This is a genomic window from Polaromonas sp. (genome assembly GCF_012927485.1).
GTDB lineage: Bacteria > Pseudomonadota > Gammaproteobacteria > Burkholderiales > Burkholderiaceae_C > Polaromonas.
In genome coordinates, this window is record NZ_JABBPC010000032.1 from 97,133 (window position 1) to 120,185 (window position 23,053).

The 23,053-nt window shown below is 60.2% G+C and carries 22 protein-coding genes; 11 read left to right on the forward strand and 11 right to left on the reverse strand.

All coding sequences use genetic code 11. The features are described 5' to 3' along the window. Positions 1 to 14: 14 nt before the first annotated feature. Positions 15 to 1,430 carry a phospholipase D-like domain-containing protein gene (locus HHJ16_RS12625; RefSeq protein WP_296901069.1) on the reverse strand — a complete coding sequence of 472 codons (1,416 nt, stop codon included), beginning with the start codon at positions 1,428 to 1,430 and terminating at the stop codon, positions 15 to 17. Positions 1,431 to 1,994: 564 nt separating this feature from the next. On the opposite strand from HHJ16_RS12625, the gene ycaO reads away from it, so the two are divergent. Genes ycaO through HHJ16_RS12640 form a run of 3 tightly spaced genes read left to right on the forward strand, consistent with a single transcriptional unit; the run spans position 1,995 to position 5,526 of the window. Then, the gene (ycaO, locus tag HHJ16_RS12630) at positions 1,995 to 3,743 is read left to right on the forward strand and encodes a 30S ribosomal protein S12 methylthiotransferase accessory factor YcaO (RefSeq protein WP_296901071.1); all 1,749 of its coding nucleotides are present in this window, start codon (positions 1,995 to 1,997) and stop codon (positions 3,741 to 3,743) included. After that, complete coding sequence (locus HHJ16_RS12635) at positions 3,740 to 4,585, forward strand: PA4780 family RIO1-like protein kinase (protein ID WP_296901073.1); 846 nt, start codon at positions 3,740 to 3,742, stop codon at positions 4,583 to 4,585. The genes ycaO and HHJ16_RS12635 overlap by 4 nt, the downstream gene beginning before the upstream one ends. Then, the gene (locus tag HHJ16_RS12640) at positions 4,582 to 5,526 is read left to right on the forward strand and encodes a prenyltransferase (protein ID WP_296901075.1); all 945 of its coding nucleotides are present in this window, start codon (positions 4,582 to 4,584) and stop codon (positions 5,524 to 5,526) included. The genes HHJ16_RS12635 and HHJ16_RS12640 overlap by 4 nt, the downstream gene beginning before the upstream one ends. 163 nt (positions 5,527 to 5,689) lie before the next feature. On the opposite strand, the gene HHJ16_RS12645 is transcribed toward HHJ16_RS12640, so the two are convergent. Beyond that, on the reverse strand, positions 5,690 to 7,429 hold the full coding sequence (locus HHJ16_RS12645) for a DEAD/DEAH box helicase (protein ID WP_296901077.1): 1,740 nt from the start codon (positions 7,427 to 7,429) through the stop codon (positions 5,690 to 5,692). A gap of 368 nt (positions 7,430 to 7,797) precedes the next feature. Between HHJ16_RS12645 and ettA the strand changes: the two genes are divergently transcribed. Genes ettA through HHJ16_RS12660 form a run of 3 tightly spaced genes read left to right on the forward strand, consistent with a single transcriptional unit; the run spans position 7,798 to position 10,678 of the window. Next, positions 7,798 to 9,459, forward strand: a complete 1,662-nt coding sequence (ettA, locus tag HHJ16_RS12650; RefSeq protein WP_296901104.1) for an energy-dependent translational throttle protein EttA — start codon at positions 7,798 to 7,800, stop codon at positions 9,457 to 9,459. Positions 9,460 to 9,476: 17 nt separating this feature from the next. Further along, on the forward strand, positions 9,477 to 10,013 hold the full coding sequence (locus HHJ16_RS12655) for a DUF1415 domain-containing protein (protein WP_296901106.1): 537 nt from the start codon (positions 9,477 to 9,479) through the stop codon (positions 10,011 to 10,013). 53 nt (positions 10,014 to 10,066) lie between these two features. Then, the gene (locus HHJ16_RS12660) at positions 10,067 to 10,678 is read left to right on the forward strand and encodes a methyltransferase domain-containing protein (RefSeq protein ID WP_296901108.1); all 612 of its coding nucleotides are present in this window, start codon (positions 10,067 to 10,069) and stop codon (positions 10,676 to 10,678) included. A gap of 231 nt (positions 10,679 to 10,909) precedes the next feature. Here the strand turns inward: HHJ16_RS12660 and HHJ16_RS12665 are convergent, their stop codons facing one another. The 7 genes from HHJ16_RS12665 to HHJ16_RS12695 form a co-directional block, all read right to left on the reverse strand. Beyond that, on the reverse strand, positions 10,910 to 12,643 hold the full coding sequence (locus HHJ16_RS12665) for a biotin carboxylase N-terminal domain-containing protein (RefSeq protein ID WP_296901110.1): 1,734 nt from the start codon (positions 12,641 to 12,643) through the stop codon (positions 10,910 to 10,912). A 9-nt stretch (positions 12,644 to 12,652) separates the two neighbouring features. After that, a complete protein-coding gene (gene pxpB / locus HHJ16_RS12670) occupies positions 12,653 to 14,308 on the reverse strand; it encodes a 5-oxoprolinase subunit PxpB (protein ID WP_296901324.1) in 1,656 nt (551 codons plus the stop codon). Further along, a complete protein-coding gene (locus tag HHJ16_RS12675; RefSeq protein WP_296901112.1) occupies positions 14,308 to 15,075 on the reverse strand; it encodes a 5-oxoprolinase subunit PxpA in 768 nt (255 codons plus the stop codon). The genes pxpB and HHJ16_RS12675 overlap by 1 nt, the downstream gene beginning before the upstream one ends. A 47-nt stretch (positions 15,076 to 15,122) precedes the next feature. Further along, a complete protein-coding gene (gene pcp / locus HHJ16_RS12680) occupies positions 15,123 to 15,791 on the reverse strand; it encodes a pyroglutamyl-peptidase I (protein ID WP_296901114.1) in 669 nt (222 codons plus the stop codon). Positions 15,792 to 15,803: 12 nt separating this feature from the next. After that, complete coding sequence (locus tag HHJ16_RS12685; protein WP_296901116.1) at positions 15,804 to 16,760, reverse strand: DUF979 domain-containing protein; 957 nt, start codon at positions 16,758 to 16,760, stop codon at positions 15,804 to 15,806. Positions 16,761 to 16,762: 2 nt separating this feature from the next. After that, positions 16,763 to 17,506: a DUF969 domain-containing protein gene (locus HHJ16_RS12690; protein ID WP_296901118.1), complete on the reverse strand. Its 744-nt coding sequence runs from the start codon at positions 17,504 to 17,506 to the stop codon at positions 16,763 to 16,765. Between the two features lie 250 nt (positions 17,507 to 17,756). After that, entirely contained in the window at positions 17,757 to 17,906 is a 150-nt protein-coding gene (locus HHJ16_RS12695; RefSeq protein WP_296901120.1) for a hypothetical protein, read from the reverse strand. On the opposite strand from HHJ16_RS12695, the gene HHJ16_RS12700 reads away from it, so the two are divergent. From HHJ16_RS12700 to HHJ16_RS12715, 4 genes are all read left to right on the forward strand, one after another. Further along, a complete protein-coding gene (locus HHJ16_RS12700; RefSeq protein ID WP_296901122.1) occupies positions 17,900 to 18,580 on the forward strand; it encodes a GntR family transcriptional regulator in 681 nt (226 codons plus the stop codon). The two genes, HHJ16_RS12695 and HHJ16_RS12700, sit on opposite strands and share 7 nt — an antisense overlap. Positions 18,581 to 18,885: 305 nt before the next feature. Continuing rightward, positions 18,886 to 19,263: a hypothetical protein gene (locus HHJ16_RS12705; protein ID WP_296901123.1), complete on the forward strand. Its 378-nt coding sequence runs from the start codon at positions 18,886 to 18,888 to the stop codon at positions 19,261 to 19,263. A gap of 36 nt (positions 19,264 to 19,299) precedes the next feature. Continuing rightward, a complete protein-coding gene (locus HHJ16_RS12710; RefSeq protein WP_296901125.1) occupies positions 19,300 to 19,812 on the forward strand; it encodes a sigma-70 family RNA polymerase sigma factor in 513 nt (170 codons plus the stop codon). A 3-nt stretch (positions 19,813 to 19,815) separates the two neighbouring features. Continuing rightward, positions 19,816 to 20,652 carry an anti-sigma factor gene (locus HHJ16_RS12715; protein ID WP_296901131.1) on the forward strand — a complete coding sequence of 279 codons (837 nt, stop codon included), beginning with the start codon at positions 19,816 to 19,818 and terminating at the stop codon, positions 20,650 to 20,652. Between the two features lie 30 nt (positions 20,653 to 20,682). Here HHJ16_RS12715 and HHJ16_RS12720 read toward each other — a convergent pair whose 3' ends face one another. After that, on the reverse strand, positions 20,683 to 22,023 hold the full coding sequence (locus HHJ16_RS12720) for a TAXI family TRAP transporter solute-binding subunit (protein ID WP_296901133.1): 1,341 nt from the start codon (positions 22,021 to 22,023) through the stop codon (positions 20,683 to 20,685). Between the two features lie 112 nt (positions 22,024 to 22,135). On the opposite strand from HHJ16_RS12720, the gene HHJ16_RS12725 reads away from it, so the two are divergent. Then, complete coding sequence (locus HHJ16_RS12725) at positions 22,136 to 22,588, forward strand: cytochrome c (protein ID WP_296901325.1); 453 nt, start codon at positions 22,136 to 22,138, stop codon at positions 22,586 to 22,588. Positions 22,589 to 22,608: 20 nt separating this feature from the next. Here HHJ16_RS12725 and HHJ16_RS12730 read toward each other — a convergent pair whose 3' ends face one another. Continuing rightward, the gene (locus HHJ16_RS12730) at positions 22,609 to 23,007 is read right to left on the reverse strand and encodes a DUF411 domain-containing protein (RefSeq protein WP_296901326.1); all 399 of its coding nucleotides are present in this window, start codon (positions 23,005 to 23,007) and stop codon (positions 22,609 to 22,611) included. Positions 23,008 to 23,053: the final 46 nt, after the last annotated feature.

A 23,053-nucleotide genomic window follows, 5' to 3' on the forward strand; every position in this document is an offset into this window, starting at 1 on the left:
TTTGGATGGCCTGCTCAGAGCTGGAATGCCAGCCACCGGACCAGTCCCTCTGAGAACTCACGCAGCACGCCGGGCGGCCGGCCACGGTACAGTCGAGCGCCTTCGCGTTGCTGGGCGATCCATTGCGCGAAGCGTTGGACGTCATGGGGCTCGAAAAAAGCAACCATCAACTCGTAGTTCAAAAACAGGCTGCGTTCATCGAGATTGGCCGAACCGGCTAAGGCGAGGTGGTCGTCGACGATGATCGCCTTGGCATGAATCATCCCTGGAAGCAACCAGACGCGGGCACCCGCCCCCGACATGTCGCGCAGTGCGGCAGGGCGTGCCATGTCGGCCAGCCGGTGGTTGGATCGGTGCGGAAGCACCAGATCCACTTCGATCCCGCGCCGCGCGGCCAATGTCAACGCCATCAATAGCGTCGCGTCTGGCACGAAGTAGGGCGTCACTGCCAGGATTCGTGTCCGGGCGGTGAAGCAGCTAGAGATGAGCAGTGAGTAAACCGTGTCGTCGACCTGATCCGGTCCACTTGCAATTAGCTGGCCACCCGCCGTGCCAGACGCCGGAGCCTGCACCTCCGGCGGGGACACGTCAGACTCGGGTGCCTGTGTTGCGAAGATCCAATCCTGATTGAACCGATGCTGCGCCTGCCGTGCGAGGGCACCGCTAAAGTCAAAAGTCAAATCGATCCAGGGCGTTTTTTTAGACTTCAAAGCCGGGTCGCCGGTGAAGTATTCAGCGGCCATATTGCGGCCGCCCAACCAGATTCGCTCTCCATCTGCAATCACCATCTTCCGGTGGTTTCGCAGGTTGGTGCGGCCTGGCAGAGGTGAGCGCAGCGGTGAAACAAACAATGCAACCTGAACGCCTGCAGCGGACAGCCGTTTCAGGTGCGGACGACCTCCCAAATAGACGCCGATTCCGTCAATCAGAAGACGCACCCGTACGCCTTCTTGAGCTCGCCGCATAAGAATTTGGCTCACTTCGTCACCCAGCACGTCTCGTCCCAGAAGAAAAGTGGAAAGATCCAGCGTGCGGGTTGCGCCAAGCATCACAGTCCGGAGCGCCTGCAGGGCGTCGAGTCCATCTTTATGAATGGCGAGTTGCTGATAAGACGATGCAGGGGGAAGACCCATCGCGGCAGCGAGATGCTGAAATCTGGCTGCGGGTGCGTTGGACGGGTGAACCGCGTGCACCGACGCCAGCGTTGGTCGGGCCGACTGGTCGCGAACGACCTTTCGATTACCGAGCAGCAGATACAGCGGAAGGGCCAAATAGGGCACCAATGTGAGCGACACGACCCAGGCAATGGCCGCTGACGGGTGACGGCGCTGCCGACGTGCGTGCGAGGCGATGACGTAAGTGGCAAGACCCAATATCGCAAACAGGCTATGCCACGTGGCCCAACTTCGGGTCAGTAGTTCTTGGATCACGGTGCACTCCCAATCAGTCCGGCCGCAGCGAAGCGACGACGCGCGCAAAAGTCAGTCCTGACGCGCTCTCGCCAACCGGTTAATCGCGGTTGAGGGGGCGCAGCTCTTTGCTTTGGCGACCTTCGTTTTCTTCTAGAGTAGCAGCTATTTGGGGGTGCAGTCACCTTCAGGTCTAGAGCGGACCGCAGACGCATTCAACAGAAACATGAACGGTCGCGTTCTCGCACCGGGGTCTCGCCCCCATGATGCTGGCGTCGGCGCGACCCACGCTTGCGAACCGACTGCGGGCGCGCAGGGCGATAACGGCGAGCGAATCTGAAGCGCGGATGCAGGATAATCCAGACTCGCACTTCCTATTCGCCGGAACGCGCTCATGACCGGTTGCCAAGCCTAGCTCTCCGACAACGATCGGCGGATATCGACTCTTATGCGGTAAACCGCTGCTGGCCCTTAAATGCCTCGACGTCCCGGCGCTTCGCCGGGGGGGCACCTCGGAAGGCCGTGATTTATTGTCGGTGCTCAAACAGTGATTAGTCAGTACCCAGGACTTAGCAGGACCTATCTATGCAAGCAGAAAGTTTCATCGTCGGCAAGGATGCCTCGCTCGAATCCTCGATCAACACCATGCAGGCCAAACTGGAAGGCCTTGGCTTTCATATCGAAGAACGCTCGTGGCTTAACCCTGTCGACGGTATCTGGTCCGTGCATGTGCGCGACCGGGATTGCCCACTGATGTTCACCAACGGCAAGGGCGCCTCAAAATTAGCGTCGCTGGCCAGTGCGCTGGGTGAGTTCTTTGAGCGCCTTTCCTGCAACTATTTCTGGAACCATTACTACCTCGGCCAACGCTACGCCGAAAGCGAAAAAGGGGGAGGGGACCGCAGTTTTGTGCATTATCCGCATGAGCAATGGTTTCAGCCCGAAGAAGACGGCGAATGGCCGCAGGCGCTGCTGACACCCGAACTTCAGCAGTTCTACAACCCCAAGGGAAGTATCCACGCCAGCATGCTAGTGGACTTTAACTCGGGCAACGCCGAACGCGGCATTTGCGCCATTCCCTATGTCCGCCAGCGCGACAACGCGACTGTTTATTTCCCTGTTAACGTCATCGGCAACCTGTACGTCAGCAATGGCATGTCAGCCGGTAATACGCGGGCCGAGGCGCGGACGCAAGCGCTGTCGGAAATTTTTGAACGCCACATCAAGTTCCGCATCATCAGCGAAGGGCTGTGTCTGCCTGACGTGCCCGAGGACGTCATCGCCCGCTATCCGCGCATCGCGGCCGGCGTACAGGGCTTGCGCGACGCCGGCTTCGGCATTCTGGTCAAGGACGCCTCGCTCGGCGGCAACTATCCGGTGATGAATGTGACGCTGCTGAATCCGCAGGACCAGGGCTGCTTCTCCAGCTTCGGCGCGCACCCGCGCTTTGAGATTGCATTGGAACGCGCCTTGACGGAGCTGCTTCAAGGCCGTGCGCTTGACGCCCTCGCCGGATTCCCCGAACCTGGTTTCGACCTCGAAGAAATCGCCAGTTCGCCCAACATCGAGATCCACTTTGTCGATTCCAGCGGCATCATCAGTTGGAACTTCCTCGGCACGAAGCCGGACTTTGCCTTTCACGACTGGAACTTCAGCACCAGCACCGCCGAAGACTACGCCTGGCTGGTTGAATGCGTTCACGCCAGCGGCCATGATATTTACGTGGCTGACTTCAACCATCTGGGGGTCTATGCCTGCCGGGTTCTGGTTCCGGGAATGTCAGAGATCTACCCGATCGACGAACTTGAATGGGAAAACAACAGCGTGGCCAACAGCATTCGCGAAGCGATCCTGCATTTGCCCGAACTCGATCAGGCGGAATGTGCCGATTTGCTCGACACGCTCAATGAAAGTGGCTTGACGGAGGATCGCCTGGTTGCGGCCTTGATCGGCCTGGCGCCTGGCGACGACGCGTTCTGGAGAGACCTGCGCGTTGGTGAACTCAAAACGCTGTTGGCGCTGGCTTGCGGTAACCGAGAAGCCGTCGACGAAGGCTGTGAATGGATTCGCCATTTCGGACAGATCAACATCGAGCGGCGACGTGTTTACGGCTGTATCGAGAGTCTGCAGAAGCTTGAAGATTCGGCCAGTTTTGCAGCGACTCTCCAAATTTTGTACGGTGCCGAGACGTTGCGCCAGGCGCAGGCACTGCTTGGAGGCGAGCTACGCTTCTTCGGCCAGCCCTCTCTCGGCATGAATCTCGTCAACTGCGACATGCACCAACGCTTGCTCGCCGCCTACGGCAAGCTTCACAAAAGCGAACAGACAGCATGAAGACGCCCAGCAGAATCGAGCCTCTGGTCACCGACGGGTTGGTCGACAAGGTAATCCGCCAGCTCATGAGCGGCAAGGAGGCCATGGTTTACGTGGTCCAGAGCGGCGACGAAGTGCTCTGCGCCAAGGTCTACAAGGAGGCCAACAAACGCAGTTTCCGGCAGGCCGTCGATTACACCGAAGGTCGCAAGATCAAGAACAGCCGGCAGGCCCGAGCGATGGCAAAGGGCTCCAAATACGGTCGTCAGGAACAGGAAGCCGCCTGGCAGCATGCGGAGGTTGACGCGTTGTACCGCCTTGCCGCAGCCGGGGTGCGAGTGCCGACCCCCTACAATTTCCACGAAGGCGTGTTGTTGATGGAACTGGTGACCGACGAAAACGGTGCACCGGCGCCGCGGCTCAACGACGTGGTATTGAGCCCGGACGATGCCCGGCGCTACCACGCCGTTTTGATCCGGCAGGTGGTCCGGATGCTCTGCGCTGGCATCGTGCACGGCGATCTTTCAGAGTACAACGTGCTGGTCGATAGCGACGGCCCGGTGATCATCGACCTGCCGCAGGCGATCGACGCCGCGGCCAACAATAACGCCAGCCGAATGCTGGAACGCGACGTCGACAACCTCGCGACTTACTTCGGTCAATTTGCTCCCGAGCTTCTGCGCACCAATTACGGCAAGGAAATCTGGTCACTCTATGAAACCGGCATGCTACAGCCGGAGAGCGTGCTCACCGGGCACTGCAGGCGTCATGAAAAACTTGCCGACCTCAATGCCGTCATGCGGGTGATCGATGCGGCGCGCGACGAAGACACGGCGCGGCGCGCGCGCAAAGTAGCACCATGAACCCACCCGAACCTAACCGGCAGCGTTTTGGTAACCCGTTTGTCAAGTACTTTGCCGCGACGCGACCTGCCTTTCTGAGCGTGACGCTGGTGGGGACTTTGATTGGCCTGGCGACGGCTAGCGCCGACGGTCTGACGATCAACGGGGTGAAAGCGCTGCTGACGGTATTGTTCGCGCTCGTGGCTCATGCCGGCGCAAACGTGGTGAACGATTACTACGATGCACTGAACGGTGCGGACGCCAACAATCAAACGCGATTGTTTCCGTTCACCGGGGGTAGCCGATTCATCCAGAATGGTGTCTTGACCCTGCGCGAAACTCGGCGCTTTGGCTATGCCCTTCTTGGTGCGGTGATTCCAGCTGGTTTGTGGTTGACCGCGCATTCGGCTGGCGGTCTTCTTTTGATTGGTCTGATCGGGTTGCTGATGGCCTGGGCCTACTCTGCGCCGCCTTTGCAGCTGATGGCGCGCGGCGTCGGTGAGGGCGCGATTACCGGCGGCTGGCTCCTGGTGGTGCTGGGTACCGATTTCGTGCAACGCGGAGAATTCTCTTCCCACCCGCTGGTGGCCGGATTCCCCTTCGCGCTTTTGGTCGCCGCCATTCTTTACCTCAACCAGTTTCCCGACGCGCTGGCTGATGCAGCCAGCGGCAAGCGTACGCTGGTGGTCCTCCTCGGCCCGCAAAAAGCGCGCTGGGGCTACATCGTTCTGATTTCGGCGGCTTATCTTTGGCTCGCGTTTTCCGTCGTTCTGGGCGCTTTGCCGCCGTCGTGTGTCGCGGGACTCTTGCCAGCCGTTTGGTCTGTCAAGGCCAGCCGACGGCTGCTTGCGGAGGCAGATAATCCCGCGCGACTGACGCCAGCCATCAAGGAAACGATCGCCGCCGCGAATATCCACGGCATTTTTATTTCAATCGCCTTGGCTTTGACCCACCGCGTTTGATCCGTCCACTCCGACGTCCTGCTCGTGACGGAGCAGGCACCATCGCAGCCGAAAAGCCCACGCATGGCGGGATGGTGTCAGCGCTCGGATCGAAAACCAGGTGAACGCTCTGCTGCTATTGAATAAATAGCTGCGCATGAGCCTTGCACAGAAGCCCTAAGTCCTATCGGCCGGAAAACGAGCCAGGTCCGCCGGACCGACGCGGTCCGTTGTTACGACCCCCAGCACCGCCGCCGCCACCAGAGCCACCGCCGGAACGGTTTCCGCGGAAGTTGTTGCGGTTGCCCGTCGGTTGTCCAGAGGAAGGAAATCCCGAAGAAGCGTGGCTGGCCGGCTGCTGGTCATCGAAGTTGTTGCGTGGCTCGCTGTCGCGTTGACGAGGCGCTTGTGCGTAGGCGTTTCTGGGTTGCCCCGAAGGTTGGCCACCTTGTGAATAACCCGAGTTTTGGCGTGGTTGGCCTTGCGGGGCAGGGCCGCGACGACCGCCATTACCCGCATTACCGCCGCGGCTGTCGCCACGGCTTTCACCGCCATTGCCACCGACTGGATTGCGACCGCGCCCACCGCCATTGCTACCGCCGCCGGCGCTGCGTTCGCCGCCACGCCCTGGCTGGGCACCTTTGGTGTCGCGGATGCGCGTCATCATTTCGCTGCGTGCTGCTTTTGCGGCAGCCTGCATGACGTCGCGGCTGGGCGGTTTGCCCAGGCCACCCCAAATGGTCTGGCGGCCCATCGCCAGAGGCTCGGCTTTTTCGCCCGGTTCGGCTTCAAAACCAGGTACGACCACTTTCTCGATATTCTGTTTGGTGAAGCGCTCGATGTCTTGCATGAAGCCTTCTTCGTCCAGGCACACCAGACTCACCGCCTCGCCGCTGTTGCCCGCGCGGCCAGTGCGGCCGATACGGTGCACATAGTCTTCGCTGACGTTAGGGATCTCGTAATTCACCACATGTGGCAGCTCATCGATATCAATGCCGCGAGCGGCAATGTCGGTGGCTACCAGTGCGCGGATGTCGCCGCTCTTGAAGCCCTGCAGGGCTTGCGTGCGGGCCGTCTGGCTTTTATTTCCGTGCAGCGCCATGGCGACGATGCCGTTTTTGGTCAGGTGTTCCGCGACGTTATTGGCGCCGAACTTGGTGCGCGTGAACACCAGCACCTGACTCCAGTTGTGCTCGTTGATGATGTGCGTCAGCAGCGCTTTCTTTTTGCCGCGACCAACCGGGTGAATCGTTTGCGTGATGCGCTGCACGGTGGTGTTGCGCGGAGTCACCTGAATGGATACCGGGCTGCGCAGCAGGCCATTGGCCAGTTCGCGTATTTCGTCGCTAAAGGTGGCGCTGAACAGCAGCGTCTGCTTCTGCTTGGGCACCAGGGCCAGCACCTTTTTAATGTCGTGAATGAAGCCCATGTCCAACATGCGGTCGGCTTCGTCGAGCACCAAAATTTGTACCTGGCTCAGATCCAGCGTGCCTTGGCCGGCATGATCGAGCAGGCGTCCGGGAGTGGCGACCAGAATGTCCACGCCACGACGCAGTTTTTCGATTTGCGCGCCCATGCCGACGCCGCCGAACATCACCATCGAGGTGAGGTCCAGGTATTTGCCGTAAGTGCGTACGCTTTCTTCCACCTGGGCGGCCAGCTCGCGTGTGGGCGTCATGATGAGCGCGCGCACCGCATTGACGCCGCGCCGATTGGTTAGCCGGGGCTCCGTGCTCAGGCGCTGCAGCATCGGCAGGGTAAACGCGGCCGTCTTGCCGGTGCCGGTTTGAGCGCCGCCGAGCAAGTCGTTGCCCGCAAGCATGGCCGGAATGGCCTGTGCCTGAATGGGCGTGGGAGTTTCGTAGCCTTGCTCAAGCACAGCTTTAAGAATGGCCGGGGCCAAGTTCAATTCTTCAAATGTCATGGTGTTGCGCCCAGTGGACGCTTTAGATCGGCCCGTTGGGCGCTTTGTTTGAAAGCAACCCGCCAGTCAAAGGCAGATGGAGTCAGAAAGTTGGGCTAAAAACCCTGTAAGTAGTGACTGAAGGTACTACCCAGAATATGCCCGAATATTGAAGGCAACTGGAACCACCAACCTAAGTATTGTGGCACGGAACGATAATCTGGGTATTCACGTTAAAAACGCGCCTTGGTTTGAGGTGTCGGCCTGCAGAGGATGGCGTGTGGTTTTAGTCTGCGAAGACAATTGCAAATGCCTGTAAAAATCCTGTGCACAGGCGGCTAGCAGTCCGTTTCTTTGCGTTGTTTCCTATTTTTATCAAAGTAATTCTGATGGCTCAGTACGTATTTACCATGAACAAGGTCGGCAAAATCGTGCCGCCCAAACGCCACATTTTGAAGGATGTTTCTCTCAGCTTCTTTCCCGGTGCAAAGATTGGCATGCTTGGCACCAACGGCTCGGGCAAGTCGACGTTGCTCAAGATCATGGCAGGCCTCGACACCGAGATCGAAGGCGAGGCCACGCCCATGCCGGGTCTGAACATTGGGTACCTGCCGCAAGAACCCAAGCTCAATCCCGAGCACACCGTGCGCGAGAGTGTCGAAGCGGGTATGGGTGCGGTGTTTGCCGCCAAGGCTCAGCTCGATGCGGTCTACACAGCCTATGGTGAGCCCGATGCGGATTTCGACGCGCTGGCCGCCGAACAGGCCCGGCTTGAAGCCATCATCGCCACTGCAGGCACCGATTCCGAGCACCAGCTTGAAATTGCCGCCGACGCGTTGCGCCTGCCGCCCTGGGACGCCAAAATCGGCCTGCTCTCGGGTGGTGAGAAGCGTCGTGTGGCTCTATGTAGCATGCTCCTGTCCAAGCCCGACATGCTGCTGCTCGACGAGCCGACCAACCACCTGGACGCCGAATCAGTGGACTGGCTGGAGCAATACCTGCAGCGCTACCCGGGTACCGTGGTGGCCATTACCCATGATCGCTACTTCCTTGACAACGCCGCTGAGTGGATTCTGGAACTCGATCGCGGTCACGGCATTCCGTGGAAAGGTAATTACAGCAGCTGGCTGGATCAAAAAGGCGAGCGGCTTGCGCTCGAGCACAAAGGCGAAGAAGCCCGAGCCAAAGCCTTGAAGAAAGAGCTCGAATGGTCGCGCCAGAATCCGAAAGCGCGCCAGGCTAAGAGCAAATCGCGCTTGGCGCGGTTTGAAGAGCTGTCAGATTTCGAATACCAGCAGCGCAACGAAACCCAGGAGATTTTCATTCCCGTCGCCGAGCGCCTGGGCAACGAAGTCATCGAGTTCAAGGGCGTCAGTAAGTCCTTCGGAGACCGGCTGCTCATCGACAATCTGAGTTTCAAGGTGCCGGCCGGCGCCATCGTCGGCATCATCGGCCCTAACGGCGCCGGTAAATCGACACTGTTCAAACTGATCGCCGGCAAGGAGCAGCCCGACAGCGGCGAAGTGGTGATCGGCAAGACCGCCCGCATGGCTTTTGTAGACCAGCATCGCGATAACCTGGCGAACGAAAAGACCGTCTGGGAAGACATTTCAGGCGGGCTGGACATGTTGACCGTCGGCAAGTTCACCATGCCCAGTCGCGCCTATGCGGGGCGCTTCAACTTCAATGGCGCCGACCAGCAAAAACGCGTCGGTACGCTGTCAGGTGGGGAGCGCGGGCGCCTTCATTTGGCTAAAACTTTGATTGCCGGCGGTAACGTGCTGATGCTTGACGAGCCGTCAAACGACCTCGACGTGGAAACCTTGCGCGCACTGGAAGATGCGCTGCTGGAGTTTGCGGGCTCGGTGCTGGTGATCAGCCACGATCGCTGGTTCCTGGACCGCATCGCGACGCACATTCTCGCGGCGGAGGGCGACAGTCAATGGACATTTTTCAACGGCAACTATCAGGAATATGAAGCCGACAAGAAAAAACGTCTGGGCGAAGAGGGTGCCAAACCGAAGCGCGTTCGTTTCAAAGCCTTGCATTAATTCCGGGACCTTAAGCGATGACCGACCAAGAAGTTTTAAAGCAGACCCGGCAGTGGCTCGAAGTAGCCGTGATCGGGCTGAACTTATGCCCGTTCGCCAAAGCGGTGTATGTGAAAAACCAGGTGAGGATGGTCGTGAGCCACGCCCGGCACGCCGACGACCTGCTGGAAGAGCTCGACCGCGAGCTCAAGCTTTTCGTTGCGACGCCGGCGGAGGAGGTGGACACCACCTTGCTGATTCACCCCACGCTGTTTGAAGAATTCCTCGACTTCAATGATTTTCTGGCAATTGCGGAAGACGTCGTCAACGAGCATGGGCTTGAAGGTGTTGTGCAATTGGCAAGCTTTCACCCGAAGTTCCAGTTCGACGGAACTGCGCCAGAAGATATTGGCAACTACACCAACCGCGCTCCGTTTGCCATCATGCATCTGATTCGCGAGGCAAGTATTGATCGCGCAGTAGAAGCATTTCCCGAAGCCGAAGCCATTTTTGAAGTGAACATCAAGACGCTGGAGAAGCTTGGGCACGAAGGTTGGAAGGGGCTCGGGCTGTAAGCCGTGTTGGGCCGCCTGCTGCAGCCACTCACCTTAACCACGGAGTATTTGACATGGCGGGCCCGACGACTGAGTTTTGGCAAGAACGTTTCGAGAAAAAGCAGACAGGATGGGACCGAGCTGGCCCAAGTCCTCAGCTTACAGCGTGGCTCGATAGTGGTGAACTTCAACCCTGCCGTATCGCCGTCCCAGGCTGCGGTAGTGGCTGGGAAGTCGCAGAACTCGCGAAACGCGGCTTTGAAGTCCTGGCAATCGACTACACCGCAGCCGCTGTAGAAACAACGCGGGCTCTTGTGGACGCCCAGGGCCTCCACGCAGAGGTCATTCAAGCGGATGTGCTGAGCTTCCAACCCGGAAAACCGTTTGATGCCATTTACGAGCAAACCTGCTTGTGCGCGATTCATCCGGAGTATTGGCTCGATTATTCCCGGCAATTGCTTCAGTGGCTAAAACAAGGCGGTAGTCTATGGGCGATGTTCATGCAGGTGATACGGCCAGCCGCCAGTCAGGAGGGTTTCATCGAGGGTCCGCCCTATCACTGCGACATTAACGCCATGAGAGTTCTGTTCCGTGAGGCTGATTGGGTGTGGCCGAAGCCGCCCTACGCCAGAGTATCCCATCCCAGACTTTCGCATGAACTGGCGCTGCGCCTGGTCCGAAAATAGGCCATAGTATTGCTGAAATTTTTGGGCTAAATCAGTCACCGTCACGGTTTTGAAGACCGGTCATTCCCGGCCACCACCTGTAAAACAGAAGCAGTCACTCCGAGGGCCTGTTTTGAATCTTCAGCATGACGTCTGGCTGCATGGTTCCCTTTGGCACCCGGTAAATCCTCGCGGCTTTGAGGCGTCGTTCATAGAGACCTGCGGCGCCTGTCCTTCTGGCCCCTGCCCGGGTTATTCAATGCTGGCCAGACTCGCGCCTGCGGACTGGTAACTGCCGGCCCGGGCCTGCAGTGTGATGCGCCCGCTGCGATGGGCGGTGACCTGCAGCTCCATTTTCATGGCTTCCATGACGGCAATCACGTCGCCCTTGTTGACCTCGCTGCCGTCAGCCACGCTCCATGACTGCAAGGTACCGGCGATGGGCGATGCCACGGCGTCGCTATCTTCGGTGGTTTCAGCCGGGCCTGCAGGTGCGCCGTCTGCGCTGCTCTGGGGTGTCAGCATGCCGCGCAACAGTTCGGCGGGCAGGCCAAGGGAGACACGGCGCCCGTCGATTTCCATCGCGGTGCGAAAGAGGCTGGCGTCCGGGACCGGTTCAGCGCGGGCGGCGGCGGCCACGGTGTTGGCAAAGTTGGTTTCGATCCAGCGCGTGTGGACCTTGAAAGGTTCTTCGGAGACAAAATCCGGGTGCGCCATGACCGCCCGGTGAAAGGGCAACACCGTGGCGACGCCTTCGATGCGGAACTCCTGTAGCGCCCGGCGCGCACGAGCTATGGCCTGCTGGCGGGTGGCGCCGGTGACGATGAGCTTGGCCATCAGAGAATCGAACGTGCCGGGCACGGTGGACATGGACTCGACGCCGGCGTCTACGCGCACGCCCGGACCCGACGGCGGTGCAAACATCGTGACCAGACCCGGCGACGGCAGAAAGCCACGTCCCACGTCTTCGGCGTTGATGCGGAACTCAAAGGCGTGGCCTTGTGGTGCCGGTGTCTCGGTGATGGTCAGCGCGTGGCCATCGGCGATGCGCAACTGCTCGACAACCAGGTCGATGCCGGTAGTCTGCTCGGTGACGGTGTGTTCGACCTGAAGGCGCGTGTTGACTTCGAGGAAGGAGATGGCGCCGCTGCCGCTGAGCAGGAACTCGACCGTGCCGGCGTTGGTGTAGCCGGCTTCGGTGCAGATGTCGTGCGCCGCCTGGTGGATGCGGCTGCGCTGCGCGTCGCTCAGGAACGGCGCGGGCGCTTCCTCGACCAGCTTTTGGTTGCGCCGCTGCAGCGAGCAGTCGCGCGTGCCCAGCACGATTACATGGCCATGGGTGTCGGCCAGTACCTGGGCCTCGATGTGACGCGGGCAGTCCAGGAACTGCTCGACAAAACACTCGCCGCGCCCAAACGCGGTGATGGCCTCGCGCACGGCAGATTCAAAAAGCTCGGCCACCTCGTCCATGCGCCACGCGATTTTCATACCGCGACCGCCACCACCAAACGCCGCTTTGATGATGACCGGCAGGCCATGCTGCTCGGCAAAGGCCAACACTTCGCTGGCGTCTTTAACGGGCTCTGTCGTGCCGGCCACCAGCGGGGCGCCTACTTTCAGCGCTATCTTGCGGGCCTGCACCTTGTCACCCAGGCGCGCAATCGCGGTGGGCGACGGGCCGATCCAGAGCAGGCCGGCATCGATCACCGCCTGGGCAAACGTGGCGCTTTCGGACAGAAAACCGTAGCCGGGATGCACCGCGTCGGCCCCGCTACGCACGGCCACGGCCAGCAGCTTCTCGATGTTCAGATAGCTGTCGGCGGGGCGGTCGCCGCCCAGTCCATAGGCCTCGTCAGCCATGCGGGCATGCAGGGCGCCGAGGTCGGCATCGGCATACACCGCCACGGATTTGACGCCGTAATCAGCACAAGCGCGGGTGATGCGGACGGCGATTTCGCCCCGGTTGGCAATCAAAACTTTTTTCATGACGAGTCTCTAGCAATTGTCGGTGGGGCAAGCGGTGTCGCGCGCCCCGGTCGTGGTCGGCTCAAAGTCGCGGATGGGGTTAAATCGGACCCAGGCATGGATCGGAATCTGCCCGGCCCGGTCCAGGTGGTAGGTTGCAACGCAGCCGATCACGGGATAGCCGCCGGTGAGCGGATGATCCGCCAGAAACAGCACCGGCTGGCCGCTCGGGGGCACCTGAATAGCCCCCCACGCAGTGCCTTCGCTGGGTAATTCATCCGGCACGGCCCGCGCCAACGCCACTTCGCCCAACAAACGGATGCCGACGCGGTTGGACTGCGGTGTCACTTGCCATGGCTGGCTGTGCAGGCGCTCCAGCGACTCGGCTGTGAACCAATCGGTGCGCGGCCCCAGCACCACGTCCAGCGTGACTACCTGCTGCGTCGTCGGCAGGTCGGTGGGCGGTTCCTCGCGAAGGCCCACCACCGCCCCATGCTGAACCGGCCGGATCGCCAGCACGTCGCCGACCACTAGAGGCGGGGGCCCGATATGAGCCAGCGTGTCGGTCGAGCAACTGCCCAACACCGGCTGCACGGAAAAACCGCCGCGCACCGCCAGATAGGTGCGCAGACCGGCCTGAGGTGGGCCCATCGTCAGGGTGTCGCCATCGGCCAGTGCGAGCGGCTGGTAACGCGCGGCCTGCCAGCGATGGCCGTTGGCGCTGGTGACGGTGACGGTGAGGGGCACATCGGCGCCAGTTACGGCCACTACTGTGTCGCCGCGGCTGCGCAGGCACAGGCCGCCGCCGGCGGTTTCCAGACCGGCGCTGTCCGAGGCATTGCCCACCAGGCGGTTGGCGACCTTGAGCGCGGTCTGGTCCATGGCGCCGGAGGCCGACACGCCTTGCCCGGCCTGGCCGCTGCGGCCCAGGTCCTGAAACAGGGTCTGCAGGCCGGGGGACTGGACTTCCAGCGCGGCGTCGCCCAGCACGTGGGTGAGACTTTGCGATGCCAAAGACGCCAAGAATTTTTGACTTCCAGCCTCTGTTGCTTTTGTATTTTGAGCGCTTGAAATAGTAGCGATATCGATAAACTTTACCCGGTAGCCGGGCTGCAGCAGCGCGGGTACTTCACGCGCGAGATCCCACATCGCCGTGGGCGTGACGCCGATGATCTGCCAGCCGCCTGGGCTGGCCTGCGGATAGATGCCGCTGAAGGTGCCCGCCAGGCCGACCGCACCCGCAGGAATGCGCGTGCGCGGCGTGCTGCGGCGCGGCACGTTGAAGCTGGGGTGGCCGCCGCTCAGGTAGGCAAAACCCGGCGCAAAGCCGGTGAAGGCGACCGTGTACTCGCTGCCGGTGTGGCGGCGAATAACTTCTTCGGGCGTGATGCCCAGCAGCTGGGCTACATCGGCCAGGTCTTCGCCGGTGTAATGCACGGGAATCTCGATTAGCGTAGCGCTGCGCTGGGCACGGGCGCTGACATCGCGCTGCCCGATCTCGCGCACCAGGTCGGCCATGCTGCAGGCGGTCGGACGCCAGCGGATCAAGATGGTGCGGGCCGCAGGCACCAACTCCTCAATGCCGGCGATCGGCTCGTCCTTGAGCGAAGCCAGCAGGGCCAGGGTCTGCTCCAGGTTGTCCAACTCGACCAGCAAGGCGTTCAAGTTGACCGGCAAAAACCGCATCATGCCGCCGCCACTTCAAACGATTCGATGACCACGCCCGCCTGCGTCAAGCGTGCACGCACCTGGCGGGCGATGGCCACCGCGTCGGGATTGTCGCCATGCACACAAATCGAATCGGCCTGAATACTTACCCGGCTGCCGTCGATGGCTTCGATCACCCCGTCGCAAACCAGGCGCAGCATGCGTTCGGCAATCAGGTCGGCGTCATGCAGCACGGCACCTTGTTCGCGCCGCGACACCAGCGCGCCCGCCGGTGTGTAGGCACGGTCTGCAAAAGCTTCGGCCACCACGCGCAGACCCTGCGCTTGCGCCCAGCCCAGCAGCGGCGAGCCCGCCAACGCCACCAGCGTCAGGCGGGGGTCTACTTCGCGGATGGCGGTGATGACGTCGTTCGCCTGACGGGCGTCGTGGGCGATGGTGTTGTAGAGCGCGCCGTGGGGTTTGACGTAACGCACGCTGGTGCCCGCTGCAGCGGCCAGACCCTTGAGTGCGCCGATCTGGTAGATCACATCAGCGATCAGGTCGGCACTTGCCACGTCCATGTTGCGCCGGCCAAAACCGACGAGGTCGCGGTAGGCTACATGCGCCCCCACCACCACGCCGTTGGCGTGCGCCTGGCGCAGCGTGCGCAGTATCCCGGCCGGGTCGCCGGCGTGAAAGCCGCAGGCCACGTTGGCGCTGCTCACAATACTCAGCATCGCGGCGTCGTCGCCCATGCGCCATGCGCCCAGACTCTCACCCAGGTCGCTATTCAGATCCATTTTCATAGGGCTCTCCAAAAAGGCTGCGCGGCTGCTGGACCGGGCAGCGTTTGTCAGTGCAATTGGCCTGCGGTCTCGCGCACATCCTGGCGCACGACCAGCGCGGTTCGGATCACCACCTGCAGGGCCTCAATTTGGTTGACCAGCGCCATGCTGGGCGCGCCCGGGGTGCGGGCCGCTTGTTCAGGTAGATAAGGCAGGTGGATAAAGCCACCGCGCGTTTGCGACAAGGCCGGCTGGCTGGCCAGGCGGTGCATCAAGGCGTAAAAAATATGATTGCAAACAAAGGTGCCCGCCGTGTTGGAGACCACACCGGGCAACCCGGCCGCGCGCAAGTCACGCACGATGGCTTTGATGGGCAGTGTCGAGAAGTAGGCCGCAGGCGCGTCAGGCACCACCAGTGTATCAACCGGGTTTTGGCCCGCATTGTCGGTAATACGGGCGTCGTCCACATTGATGGCGACCCGCTCCAGCGACACTTCGCTGCGCCCGCCCGCCAGTCCCAGTGCCAGCACCAACTGCGGCTGCCACTGAAGCAGCGCCTCATCCAGACGCTCGATGGCGCGGCCAAAGACGCAAGGCAATTGCACGGCATGTACCGTGGCACCTTCACACGACCAGCCCTCCAGCGCGTGCGCCACTTCCCAGGAGGGATTGACGGAATCGCGCTCGAAGGGCTCGAAGCCGGTGAGCAAAATACGCAGGGGGGCAGCGACTGGCATGGTGCGTCCTGGTTAGCGGAACATCAAAAAGTATAGCAAGAAGACATTGGCCAGCAGCAAGGTGAGCGCCGTCGGAACCTGCGCCCGGATGACCGCATTTTTGTCGGGTAGCTCCAGCAACGCGGCGGGCACGACGTTGAAGTTGGCGGCCATGGGCGTGAGCAAGGTGCCGCAGTAGCCCGACATCATCCCGATGGCGGCCATGACGGCAGGATTACCGTGGTACACGCCCACCAGAATGGGCACACCCACACCGCCGGTCATCACCGGGAAAGCCGCAAAACCGTTGCCCATGACCACGGTGAACAGCGCCATGCCGATGACATAAACCGCCACGGCCACAAACCGGATGTCCATGTTGATGTAGCTGGTGGTGGCAAAGGCCACGGCCTTGCCCACGCCTGCGTCCGAGAACACCAGGCCCAGCATGCCCAGCATCTGCGGCAGCACCAGCGCCCAGCCCAGCGCGTCAGTCAGGCGGCGCGATTCGCGGATGCCTTGCACCGGGCTTTCCTTCGTCAGCCAGCAGGCCAACCCGAACGAAATGACGCAGCCGATGCCCAAACTTACCAGCGTGGTGTTTTTTGGATCAATCAGGGGCAGGCCGCCGACACTGAGGTACTTGGCCGACAAGGTGCCAATGACCGTGACCAGCGGAATCGCCAGTGCCGGCATGAACAGCTTGTTGCCCAGCCGCTTGGCGCTGGCCAGGTACTGTTCGGTCGTGCGCTCGCGGTGGCGACCCGCGCCAACGCCGCCGAAGCCGGCAATCAAGGCCATGACGACCACGCCCGTGCCGACCCACATGGGCGGCAATTGCTCCCCGATCAGGAAAACCGAGGCATAAAGCGCCCAGAACAAGGCGCTTGAATAGCGCTTTGGATGGCCAGCGTCGGCCAGCGTCATGCCCGCCGTGATGAGCAAAATAGCGCCGACCAGGTAGTACAGGTATTGAATGGAAAAAATCATGGTCAGACTCCCTTGGCCGTTGCGCTGGCAGCGCCATCCGGGCCGGAGCGTGGCGCGAGTTGCGTCAGTTCACGCGACAACATCTTGTCCAGGCGATGGAGTCGCCAGCCGTGAATGACAAAGGCGCAGATCGCCGTCGGGATGCCCCATACAGCGACGTGCAGCGGCTCGACATCGATGCCCGCTTCGTGCAGGAAGGTGGTCATCAGCACGATAGCGCCGAACGCCACAAAGAGATCCTCGCCGAAAAACAGGCCGACGTTGTCGGTGGCCGCGCAATAGGCGCGTAACTTATAGCGAATGGGCTCGGGCAGCTTGCCGTAGCGCACTTCGGCCGTGCCTTCGACCATGGGAACCAGCAGCGGACGCACCATTTGCGGATGCCCGCCCAGGCTAGTCAGACCGATGGCGGCAGTAAGCTGGCGTGCGCCTAGGTAAATCAGGAGCAGGCGACCGGCGGTGGCCGACTTGATGCGGCTGATCCAGCTCTGCGCATGTTGGCGCAGTCCGTGGCGCTCCAGCAGACCAATGACCGCCAGCGGCAGCAAGATGATCAACGGCAGGTTGCGGGTCTTGATGAACCCGTTGCCGATGGTGGTCAGTATTTTGTCGAGAGGAAAACCGGCCGCGAAGGCGGTCGCGATGGCCGTGATGATCACGACCAGCATGGGGTTAAAACGCAGGATGAAACCCGCGATGATGACGGCTACCCCAATGAGCGGCCACAGATTGACACCACTAATCATGTTGATCTTTCCTTGTACCTGTAAAAATCCAGTCCTCGTGCTGACTTTTCGCGCTCGTCAACTCGATAAATTTAGCAAAATTCATGCCAGCTTGTGAACAATAAATGAAATATCGGTTACTGATAAACAATGTATTGTCGAACAATAGTATTTTTTAATCTAACAATATAAAAAATATTACCCCTCATTCCGTGAATTATGCTCAGCAATAGTGCAACCCAGACAGCCGTGTAAACCCTTATAAAAGTTGTCAAAATTCCAGCAGCGACAGGCATTCGGCAAAGAAATTCAGGTGTACTGCGGTCGAAATCTGGTAAAAAGCGCAATCTACTTCGGCTTGAGAGCCGCGAATCTTCGACAGCGCTGCGTACTGCCGTAACTTTTTTTTCAGGTATGACACCAAAACTCCCGGCAAACAAGCTGACACTGAATGAACGTACGGCCGATCTGATCCGCCAGAAGATCGTGAAAGGCGAGTTTTTACCCGGCCAGCGTCTGTCTGAGGCGGCTCTGAGCGCGAGTCTGGAGATATCCCGAAATACTTTGCGCGAGGTTTTCCGTATCCTCACCAAGGAAGGCTTGGTGCGGCATGCACCGAATTGCGGCGTATCGGTGGCAATCCCCAGTATTGCCTCCATCATCGACATCTACCGCGTGCGTCGCCTGATCGAGTGCCAGGCCCTGGCGCAGGCCTACCCGCGCCATCCGGCCAAGAAACACATGCGCGAGGCCGTCGAGATGGCGCTCAAATGCCGCGACGTCGCCGACTGGCTGGGGGCGGGTACGGCGAACATGGAATTTCACATGGCCATCGTCGAGTTGGCCGACAGCGAGCGGCTTAATGTCATGTTCTCGCACCTCCTGGCCGAATTGCGGCTGGCTTTTGGTCTGCTCAATGATCCGGAGTTTTTGCACGCACCGTATATCGAGATCAACGTGAAGATCCTTGAGTTGTTCGAAGCGGGCAAGCTGCAGGAAAGCGCCACCACCCTCAACGAATACCTGGTGCATTCCGAGCGCATTGTGCTCGCTGTCTATGCCCGCCGCATTTCCGACTCCGGCAGCTTCGAGTAATGGACACCGAGCTTCGGCTTGGCCACCATCGGGCGAAAAGCGCGGAGCAGGCACAAAGCAAGTACGCACTAGACTGATTGATTGATCACCTTTTTATCAAATTGCTTTGCGGTCGCGCGGGCATTTCTCAGGTGCAGATGTTGACGACTTTAGTTGCCCAGAACCGTGGTCCGGGAATTGCCGGGGCGTTCGATTCAAGCGCAAAATTTTTCACATATATTCAGTGCAACGGGAATAAAGGGGTCTAGTTGTGCGTCTACCGCAGTGGCTCCCCTATTTTTTTAACTTGTTTAAGGAAAAACATTATGAAGACTCGTTTGATTTCTACGCTGGCTGTGTCTCTCCTCGCGGTAGTGTCCACTTTTGCCCAGGCGGACATGGCGGTTAAAGGCGCTGGCGGCATGCTGGTTAACACCTCGGGCATGACGGTTTACACCTTCGACAAGGATGTTGCAGGGAGCGGCAAGAGCATGTGCAACGGCCCTTGCGCGACATTGTGGCCTGCCGTCACGGCGGCTGCTGATGCCAAGCCCGCAGATGAAATGACGATCCTGACCCGGGACGACGGCGCAAAACAGTGGGCCTACAAAGGCAAGCCGGTATATCTCTATTCTGCCGATGCCAAGTCGGGTGACAAGATGGGCGACAACTTCAAGGACGTCTGGCACGTCGTGAAGCCTTAAAGCTGCAGCGCTGTCCGGTTGCTCCCACTCTGACCCATGCTCGCTCAAGACGAAACCGATATCGTGGCCTGCATTCCCAGCCTGCGCCGTTATGCGCGGGGGCTGACTGCGGACCGCGATCGGGCCGATGATCTTGTACAGGACACGCTGGAGCGGGCCTGGGGACGGTTCTCGATGTGGCAAAAGCGCGGTGAGATCCGCGCGTGGATGTTTGGCATCATGCACAACGCGTTTGTCGACCGCACGCGGTCTCTGCGTTCGCGCCCCGAAGACAGCGCGGGTGATGAGGTACCGGAGTTGGTCGAGCGCGCCACGCAAACGGACCGGCTTGAGATGCGTGACCTTGATCGGCTTTTGCAGCGCCTTCCGCACGAGCAGCGAGAGGTTCTGCTGTTGGTAGGCGTTGAAGAGTTGAGTTATCGGGAGGTAGCGGGGGCATTGGGCGTGCCGGTGGGCACTGTGATGTCGCGCCTTTCCCGAGCGCGCGAGCGTTTGCGCGCTGAAATGGAGGGACGCGAAGTGATCAGCAAAATCCAGCGCGTTAAGTAATTTATGGACGATATAAAACTCACCTTATCGAGTAGTTCGGCGCCCATCACCGAAGCTGATCTGCATGCTTATGTGGATCAGCAGTTGCTACCGGCACGCCGTATCGAGATCGAGCAATTTCTGGCCAGCCGCCCCGGCGAGCGCCAGCGTGTGCAGGATTGGCAACGGCAAAACGAGCTGCTTTGTGAGTGGCTTGATCCGGTCATGCGCGAAGCATTGCCACTTCGGCTGCCTCTGAAACCATTGGTCACGGCATGGCCTTGGCGAAGTTTGGCGGCGGGTGTGGCGCTTGCCGTGGTGAGTGCCAGCTCAGCCTGGTTTGTGCGTGGCGCCATGGACCACGACGCGCTACCCCTTGCCGCGGGAAGCGCCGCTTCACAACTTGTCGGCAACGTGGATAATTTGCCCGGCTTTGCGCGCCGCGCCGCAGTGGCGCACGTGGTTTACAGCCCCGAGGTTCGCCATCCGGTGGAAGTGGGCGCAGACCAGGAACAGGCCCTCGTCACCTGGCTGACCAAACGGCTCGGTACACCCGTGCATCCTCCTGCCTTAAAGGGGATTGGTTACGAGTTGGTGGGTGGCCGTCTGTTGCCCGGAGAAAAGGGGCCGGTGGCGCAGTTCATGTACACCACAGCCGGTGGCCAGCGGCTCACTTTGTATGTCACGCGGGAAGCGGCAGGGCGCGAGACAGCCTTCAAGTTTGGGCAAGACGGTTCGGTCAACGTTTTTTATTGGGTCGACAAGAACTTTGGCTATGCCTTGTCTGGCGCTGCCGACCGCAAGGAATTGGCGCGCGTCTCAAATGAGGTGTATCGGCAACTTGAGCCAGTCGTGCAATAGCCTTGCAATGGCCCTGCAGTTGGATATGGGCTACTGCCGTTGTAGTTTCTGCCGCACGAGTTGAATGTTGTTTCGCAACGCGTACAGCTCATCGGTATAGGACAGCGGGACGCTGATTTTTTCAGCGCGGCTTTCGAGCTGGTTCAGCTCCTCTAACAGCGGGCTGGTGTCTTTTCCGTCCTCGGCCCGGTTCTCAATGTTTCGCAGTTGGCCGTACCATTTGAAAATGCGGGAACGTACCCGAAACTCATACAGCGGCGGCACGATGCGTGACAGCGGCAGCAGCACGGCGATGATGATGCCCATCACGAGCCACATCCGCTCTACGAAATTGGCGACCCAGAAAGGCAGATAACGCTGCAACAGCGGCGGCCCGGTCTGAATGCTGCGCTCAGCTTCTTTGGCGATAGGCAATTCGTTGTTTCTGACGTTGGGATATTCACGCGCACGCTTGAACCAGCCGGCGCTGCCGTGAATCTCGTTGCCGGCCAGGGCAAACAGCTGCAGCAACGCTGGGTGGGTGCTGGTCCGGGTCACCAGGGTGGTGGTGGGGGCGACCAGGTGAACGTCTTGCGGCGGAATATCGCTGGCCAAATCGACCACGCCACGCGGCAGCACGGCAGGGCTTAAAAATGCAAAACGTCGGGAGTAGGCTTCGCTTTGCGCGAAATCCATGAGCTTGATGCCGGGTGTTTGCAGCAGCATTTGCACCATCAGCGATTCAGGCGCCGAGGCAAACACGAGGGCGTCCAGGTCCCCCGCCAGAAAGGCGACCGTAGCCGGAGTCTGCTCGAGTTGCGAGAGTTTCAGGGTGCTGGCGTCAATGTGGTTGCTTTCCAGTAATTTGGTCATCAGGTTGGGCACCCCGCTGCCTGGCGTGCCAACGTTGACGCGCAAGCCGGGCAATTGGGTGAGCGAACTTAACGTCGACCCCCCGCTGTCCGCGGACGCTGCCGGTGCTACCTTGCGAGCCGCTTCCTCCCGGTAAAACAGCCACACGGGTTCGAGGAACAGGCTACCGAGAGATTCCAGCTTGTCGTCGCCTGCAACGCCGGCCTCGCTGGTGCCGCCCCGAACAAATCCGAGATCCGCCTTGCCTTCGCGCAACAACTGCAAATTGGCGGCCGATCCTTCGGACGGCAGCAAGACGACGTCGATACCGTCTTTTGCAAGAAGGTGGGCGTAACGCTTGCCGAATTCCTCGTACGCGCTCTGCGCTGGGCCCGTGGCCAGTACGACGCGCTTTGGCGGGTTCGGGTCCAGCCACCAGTAGGCAAGCACCAGCAGCGTCACGGCCAGTACGATGAAAGGACCGGCGGAGACGGCCAGATCGCGCAGCGACAGCAGGGTGTAGCGAATCGTTTTTGGCATGTCGCAAACCATAGCATGAGCCGGAGGGGGCGCGCTTTAACAAGGCGGTCGAATAATGAAAAGGACGCTTCAAACTGAAGGAACTTTTTTTCCGAAAATCGAACAAAAAACGATGAAAACTATTGCTTCCCTCATTCTGGCGTTATTCGCTGCTTTGGCAACTTTCCCCGCATCGGCACAATTTGCAAAAGCAGAGGACGCCATCAAGTACAGACGAGCCACCATGAGCGTTTTATCGACTCATTTCTTTCGCCTAGCAAATATGGTCAACGGCCGCCAACCTTATGACGCCAAAGCGGCGGTAGAAAATGCGGATATCGTACTTGCGATGGCCAAGCTGCCATGGCCTGCTTTTGCGGCAGGAACTGACAAGGGGGAAACGCGTGCCAAGCCTTCGATCTGGACCCAGCAACCTAAGTTTGCTGACTCCTCCGAGAAGATGATTGCACAAGTTATCAAGCTCGATGCCGCGGCCAGAACCGGCAATCTGGACAACCTGAAAGTAGCCTTCAGGGCCACCTCCGGTACCTGCCAGTCCTGTCACGATGCGTTCCGGGGAAGATAGTCGATCTAAACACGCCCCTGTCAGGCGCGGTGATAGCTTTGATAGACACGGGTGCTGCCATCCCGTTGGATAAGAAGCACGTCATACGGGTCTTTGCGCCCGGCATAGACAGCCCCATCCATACCAGGTGCACCAACCGGCATGCCGGGCACGGCCAGACCGATGGCCTGTGGCCGTTCTTTTAACAGTCTGCGAATTTCGCGGGCCGGAACGTGTCCTTCCAGGGCGTAGCCGCTTATCTGGGCGGTGTGGCAAGAGCCAAGCTTTTCAGGCACGCCCAGCCGGGTTCTGGCCGCCGAGTTGCCGCTGTCGTGAAGACTGACTTGAAAGCCGCTGGCTTCCAGATGACTGACCCAGTCCTTGCAGCAGCCACAGTCCGGGTCTTTCCAGACTTCGACCATAGGTTTTGTTTGCGCCATCAAGGGCGCCACTACGACTGAAGCCGCCGCCAGGCTTGCGATGTTT

Coding starts and splice junctions, on each gene's coding strand:
- ycaO (WP_296901071.1), top strand. CDS start 1,995: ATGCAAGCAGAAAGTTTCATCGTCGGCAAGGATGCCTCGCTCGAATCC.
- HHJ16_RS12635 (WP_296901073.1), top strand. CDS start 3,740: ATGAAGACGCCCAGCAGAATCGAGCCTCTGGTCACCGACGGGTTGGTC.
- HHJ16_RS12640 (WP_296901075.1), top strand. CDS start 4,582: ATGAACCCACCCGAACCTAACCGGCAGCGTTTTGGTAACCCGTTTGTC.
- HHJ16_RS12645 (WP_296901077.1), bottom strand. CDS start 7,429: ATGACATTTGAAGAATTGAACTTGGCCCCGGCCATTCTTAAAGCTGTG.
- ettA (WP_296901104.1), top strand. CDS start 7,798: ATGGCTCAGTACGTATTTACCATGAACAAGGTCGGCAAAATCGTGCCG.
- HHJ16_RS12655 (WP_296901106.1), top strand. CDS start 9,477: ATGACCGACCAAGAAGTTTTAAAGCAGACCCGGCAGTGGCTCGAAGTA.
- HHJ16_RS12660 (WP_296901108.1), top strand. CDS start 10,067: ATGGCGGGCCCGACGACTGAGTTTTGGCAAGAACGTTTCGAGAAAAAG.
- HHJ16_RS12665 (WP_296901110.1), bottom strand. CDS start 12,643: ATGAAAAAAGTTTTGATTGCCAACCGGGGCGAAATCGCCGTCCGCATC.
- pxpB (WP_296901324.1), bottom strand. CDS start 14,308: ATGCGGTTTTTGCCGGTCAACTTGAACGCCTTGCTGGTCGAGTTGGAC.
- HHJ16_RS12675 (WP_296901112.1), bottom strand. CDS start 15,075: ATGAAAATGGATCTGAATAGCGACCTGGGTGAGAGTCTGGGCGCATGG.
- pcp (WP_296901114.1), bottom strand. CDS start 15,791: ATGCCAGTCGCTGCCCCCCTGCGTATTTTGCTCACCGGCTTCGAGCCC.
- HHJ16_RS12685 (WP_296901116.1), bottom strand. CDS start 16,760: ATGATTTTTTCCATTCAATACCTGTACTACCTGGTCGGCGCTATTTTG.
- HHJ16_RS12690 (WP_296901118.1), bottom strand. CDS start 17,506: ATGATTAGTGGTGTCAATCTGTGGCCGCTCATTGGGGTAGCCGTCATC.
- HHJ16_RS12700 (WP_296901122.1), top strand. CDS start 17,900: ATGACACCAAAACTCCCGGCAAACAAGCTGACACTGAATGAACGTACG.
- HHJ16_RS12705 (WP_296901123.1), top strand. CDS start 18,886: ATGAAGACTCGTTTGATTTCTACGCTGGCTGTGTCTCTCCTCGCGGTA.
- HHJ16_RS12710 (WP_296901125.1), top strand. CDS start 19,300: ATGCTCGCTCAAGACGAAACCGATATCGTGGCCTGCATTCCCAGCCTG.
- HHJ16_RS12715 (WP_296901131.1), top strand. CDS start 19,816: ATGGACGATATAAAACTCACCTTATCGAGTAGTTCGGCGCCCATCACC.
- HHJ16_RS12720 (WP_296901133.1), bottom strand. CDS start 22,023: ATGCCAAAAACGATTCGCTACACCCTGCTGTCGCTGCGCGATCTGGCC.
- HHJ16_RS12725 (WP_296901325.1), top strand. CDS start 22,136: ATGAAAACTATTGCTTCCCTCATTCTGGCGTTATTCGCTGCTTTGGCA.
- HHJ16_RS12730 (WP_296901326.1), bottom strand. CDS start 23,007: ATGGCGCAAACAAAACCTATGGTCGAAGTCTGGAAAGACCCGGACTGT.